This is a genomic window from Frankia tisae (assembly GCF_025403405.1).
Lineage (GTDB): Bacteria > Actinomycetota > Actinomycetes > Frankiales > Frankiaceae > Frankia > Frankia tisai.
In genome coordinates this window covers 1-4,967 of the sequence record NZ_JANEZT010000436.1, presented here as the reverse complement: position 1 = coordinate 4,967, position 4,967 = coordinate 1, and the positions used below count along the sequence as shown (strand labels likewise).

The following is a 4,967-nucleotide window of genomic DNA, read 5'->3' as shown; positions in this document are numbered from 1 at the left end:
GCCATCGCCAGCCCCCCCGTGGTGGCGTCGCCGGGCGGCCCTGATCGCTACCGCGGCCGTGGTGGTCGCAGCCCTGGTCGCAGGTGCTGTGTACATTCTGCAGCCCCCGGCGCGGCTCGGTGCCTGCCGCACCGTCTCCGTCTACACCGGACAGGAGAACACGCCCTACTACAACTACGGCCTCGCGCTGAAAAGGCGAATCCATGCGAGTAACCCGGACACCGACGTAACCGTGGAGGCCACCAACGGCACCGCCGACAACCTGGCCCGCCTGCAGGATCCAGGGGGGTCAACCTGTGCGATCGCGATCAGCCAGCTGAACGGAGCCGTGGACGCACACTTCGGGGTCAACCAGTTCCGCAACGACCCGATCGACGGACTACGCACCGTCGGCCCGGTATGGCTCGATATCCTTCATTTGATCGTACGCGCGGATTCGGGCATCGACGACGCGACCCAGCTGTGCAACCGGAGGATCTCGACCGGCCTGAATAACTCGGGGAGCCTGCAGGTCGGCCAGGTGCTGTTCAACAATGTCCTGAACTGCCAGCCCGCCACGGATCCCGCGGATCTCGACCGCGGCCTGGCGGACCTGCGTGACGGGAAGGTCGACGGGGTTTTGTGGGCAGGCGGCGCGCCGACACCGCAGATCCTCCGGGCTGTCGCCGAGGACGGGCTGCGGATCCGTCTGCTGCCGCTGGCGCGGTATCTGGCTCCCATGGGCGCGAACTGGGACGCCGCCTATCGCCAGCGGCTCGGCAACCGGTTCGTCTCCGGCAGCGTGTACGAGCCGGCTACCATCGACGCACAGGACTATCCCGGCATCGGGCAGACCGAGACCGTCGGGGTTCCCAACGGGCTGGTCGTGAACCAGAGCGCTGACCATGATCTGGTGGCCTTCATCGTCCAGGACCTGTTCAAGCATCGACCCGACTTCGAGCAGGCCCTCTGGGGAACGAACCAGAACGGCCGGCACTTCGAGACCGCCGCGCAGACCGTCCCCAAAAGCTCGCTGTACTGCCTGGTCCCACTCGCCCCCGAGGCGAAGCGCTACTACGACAGCATCAACATCCACGCCAACTGCGGGTAATGATTCTCGGTAAACGCGGGGCGGCGCTGTGGCGGAAGGTGGGTGGCGCGGCGCGGCCGTGATGTTCTCCCCTGGGGCGAATGTCCGGCGACACGAGCGACACGGACCGTCGGATACGTGTCATCGCGCTCCGTTACTGGTCGCATGGCGTTCATGCATCCGGTAAACGCGGCGCAAGAGAACAATGATTCAACTCAAGTATCCGATGACGTGCTGGCGGACGGCCAGGCTCCGGTCGCTTTCCGGCGACCGGCGGACCACTCCCCCGAGCAGGTGGCCGGGCGGCCCCCCTCGCGGCGGGATCCGCACCGGCGCGGCGTGCTCGGCACCGCCGGGCTGCTCGGCACCGCGCGGCTGGTCGCCGGCGCGGGGCTGCTCGGCGGCGCCGGCGTCCTCGGCGGCGCTCTCGCCCCCCGGGGACTGCCCGGCCTCGGGGCCGGCACCGCCCTGGCCACCGACGACGCCCTGGCCGCCAGCGACGCCCGTCACCAGCCCGGGATCGCCGACACCGCCCTCGGATGGCTCGTATTCACCGCCTACGACCTGACCGCGGCCGATCCCGGCACGGCGCGCTCGTCGCTCGCGGCGGTGCTGCGGGCCTGGACGTCCGGCGCGGCGGCGTTGACGACCGGGCCAGCGCCGGGCGGCGGCCGGGCAGGGCTGACCGTCACCGTCGGGCTCGGCGCATCGGCGCTGCGCCACGCCGGCCTCGACGGGCGCGTGCCAGGGGAACTCGCCGACATCCCGGCGATGCCCGGCGACCAGCTCGACCCGGCCCGTGGCGGCGGAGACCTCGGGGTGCAGGTGTGCGCGACCGATCCAGCGACAGCCATAGCGGCCGCGGCCCGGATGGGTGCACTCGCCGCGCCGTTCGCGGCCGCCCGCTGGGAGCAGCGGGGGTTCCAGCCCACCGCCTCCGACTCCGCGAACCCCCCGGACGTACACCGCAACCTGATGGGTCAGCTCGACGGGATGTCCAATCTCCAGCCGGGCACGCCCCAGTTCGATCAGGCCGTCTGGGCCTCGGGCGAGCCCGCGTGGATGCGCGACGGCAGCTACCTGGTCATCCGGCGCATCCGGATGCTGTTCGACGCCTGGAACCGACTCACCGGGACGGACCGGGACGAGGTGATCGGCCGGCGGGAGTCCGATGGAGTCCCGCTGTCAGCCGGCCCCGGCGGCACGGCGTTCACCGTGCCGGACATCAACGTCCGCCGCGCCGACGGCCGATTCGCCATCGCGGCCGACGCCCACGTCCGGGTGTCGAGCCCGCCCGCGAACGGAGGCGCCGTCCTGTTCCGGCGCGGCTACTCCTACGACGACGGGTTGGACTCGACCGGCACCCGGGACGCGGGCCTGTTCTTCATGGCATACCAGGCCGATCCCCGGACGGCCTTCGTGCCGATCCAGCAATCGATGGCCGCGTCCGACGCGTTGAACACCTTCACCCGGCACACCTCCAGCGCCCTGTTCGCGGTCCCACCCATGCCCCGTCCCGGCGGCTACCTCGCCCAGGCCCTACTCGAAGACGACTGAACCGGTCCCACTGAGGCGCCCCGGGAGCCGGCGCTGTGCCACCCGGTCGGATGGTCTGGATCGCCCGGCGGTAGGCGCTGGAGACGGCGGGCGGCACCGATTCGGCGTGGCGGGCGAGCAGCCTGTCGGGCAGGTTGGATCGGATTGGTCACCTGCGTACGTTCCATAGCCGCACTGTGGCGTCTTCGCTGGCGCTGGCGAGGGTGCGCCCGTCCGGCGCAAACGCCACCGAGAACACCTCGTGGGTGTGGATGAGGGCGGCGCCCGTCCGGGCTGGCGTGCGGGCGGGCCGCCACGCTGTCAGTTCCCTGCGGCGTCGGGTAAGCGTCCCACCGGCGAGCAACTCCATCACGATCAGATGCAGGTCGTCGGCGGTGACGGCGTCATAGACCCGGACGATATGAGGATGATCCAACGAGGCAAGAAGACGTGCCTCTCTCCAGCTGGGTTCGGTGTCTGTCCCCGTCCTGGCCGATGGAAAGAATCTTGATGGCGACATCGCGGTGCAGCTGCCGGTGCCGGCCGGCCAGCACCAGCCCGAACGCCCCCCGGCCCACGCGGGCACCGAGCTCGTAGCCGGGCAGTACCGCCGCGATCCACTCCTTCTCCTCGATCATGAGGCGAGAGCTATCCCATGTTGCCGGCGGCCAGCGCCCATCTCGAATCCCCCCGCAACGGCCCTTACGCTCCGGGCGATTCCAGCCCCGTCGGACTTGCCAGAATCCGCCATCGGTCCTGGTCTGGTCACGGTCGTTTATCGGATACTGCCCGCCGCACGGCACAGTCGCCGCCTTGGTCCTGAAACGGGGGATTCGGCAGTCGTGGACCCGGAAGACCGGGATCTGCTGGTGGCGGCGGCCTGGCTGCATGACATCGGCTACGCCCCGCCGATCGGCCACCTGCGATTCCACCCGGTCGACGGGGCACGGTTCCTCGAAGCCCAGGAAGCACCGGAACGGCTGTGCGCCCTGGTCGCGCACCACTCGTGCGCCCGGTACGAAGCCGAGGAACGAGGGCTGACGGCCGAGCTGGCCGGCGACATCGACAACGAGGATCCGGAGCCGTCCCGACGGGGCTTCGCGGGCGCCGCGCTGCGAACGGCCCTTGATCTGCATCCGTGCCGACCGGACTCCCGGTGGATGACGAGCGGGGAGCAGGCCGCCTTCCAGGCCGGCCAGGTGGAGGCACTCGCATCGGTCCGCCGGGCCATCCTGCACGCTCTCGGTGTCCCACCGATCTCGTGAGCTGAGCACACCGAACGGTCCCTGTTCCGGAAAGGGCCGGTCTCGGCGGGTATTACTCCGCCGAGACCGGCTCGTTGTCGTTGGCGGGTTCCTCGGTGCGGCCGACCCGCGGCAGATGCGTTCCACGAGGTCAGTAACGCGCTGCTCAATGCGAAACAGAAAGGAGCGACTTAGGAAGCTGCCACGCCACACCGGGGTCCGGGGGGTCGTCCCCCCGGGCAGACATCGCGGCAGCTGGGAAGCTGCCCAAAGGGCAGCGACCACGAGGAATCAGCGCGTGGAGACGCGGGGATTTGAACCCCGAACCCCTGCCTTGCAAAGTCGGTCCGGTTCGTCCGCCGACGTCCGGGCTCGTCCGCACAGTCGGCCGGGCCTAGGCGCCGGTTCCGCTGCTGATCGTCGTCGTTCGTGGACGTCCGCGGGCTTGGCTACACGGTTGGCTACAGATGTCCGGTCGGCCGTCGGTGGCCGCTGACCAGCGGCTCCCATGTGTTGCTTCGGAGCGATTGTCTGATGTCGTACGGCGATGGTCTGTGCTGTCGGGTGCGGGTGGACACTGTCCGGGTGACCGGTGGGGGCGCCGTGGATGACGGCGGGTGGGACTTTTTCGTGTCGTACACGCAGGCGGATCGGGCGTGGGCGGTGTGGGTGGCGTGGGTGTTGGAAGAAGCGGGGTTTCGGGTTCTGGTGCAGGCGTGGGATTTCGTGCCGGGGACGAACTGGGTCGCTGGGATGGACGAGGGAGTGTCGAAGGCCCGGCGGACGGTGGCGGTGCTGTCTGAGGAGTACACGCGGTCGGTGTTCGGGAAGGCCGAGTGGCAGGCGGCGTGGGCGGCTGATCCGGGCGGGGAGGATCGCCGGCTGCTGGTGTTCCGGGTGGCCGACTGCGCCCGTCCCGGGCTGCTCGGGCAGGTGGTGAGCGCAGATCTGTTCGGCTGTGCCGAGCGGGAGGCGCGGGAACAGGTAGTGGGTACGGCACGGCTGGTGGTGTCGGGCGAGCGGGCCAAGCCGAAGGAAGCGCCGCCGTTTCCGCCGGGGTTGCGGGCGGTGCCGGAGCGGGCGGTGTTCCCGGGTGGGCTGCCGGAGGTGTGGAACGT

General features: G+C 70.1%; 5 protein-coding genes. 4 read left to right on the top strand and 1 reads right to left on the bottom strand.

Annotated features, from left to right (window positions below):
• Both NBZ85_RS27510 and NBZ85_RS27505 read left to right on the top strand, forming a co-directional pair.
• The coding region (locus tag NBZ85_RS27510; RefSeq protein WP_261562914.1) for a TAXI family TRAP transporter solute-binding subunit at nt 1-1,090 on the top strand (1,090 nt) is incomplete at its 5' end.
• 210 nt (nt 1,091-1,300) lie between these two features.
• Nucleotides 1,301-2,626, top strand: coding sequence for a Dyp-type peroxidase (locus tag NBZ85_RS27505; protein ID WP_261562913.1), 1,326 nt, complete (start codon nt 1,301-1,303; stop codon nt 2,624-2,626).
• Between the two features lie 148 nt (nt 2,627-2,774).
• Here the strand turns inward: NBZ85_RS27505 and NBZ85_RS27500 are convergent, their stop codons facing one another.
• Nucleotides 2,775-3,041: a protein kinase family protein gene (locus NBZ85_RS27500; RefSeq protein ID WP_261562911.1), complete on the bottom strand. Its 267-nt coding sequence runs from the start codon at nt 3,039-3,041 to the stop codon at nt 2,775-2,777.
• A gap of 37 nt (nt 3,042-3,078) precedes the next feature.
• Between NBZ85_RS27500 and NBZ85_RS34150 the strand changes: the two genes are divergently transcribed.
• The gene (locus tag NBZ85_RS34150) at nt 3,079-3,870 is read left to right on the top strand and encodes an HD domain-containing protein (protein ID WP_498041268.1); all 792 of its coding nucleotides are present in this window, start codon (nt 3,079-3,081) and stop codon (nt 3,868-3,870) included.
• A gap of 513 nt (nt 3,871-4,383) precedes the next feature.
• On the top strand, nt 4,384-4,967 hold a 584-nt coding region (locus tag NBZ85_RS27490), incomplete at its 3' end, for a toll/interleukin-1 receptor domain-containing protein (protein ID WP_261562909.1).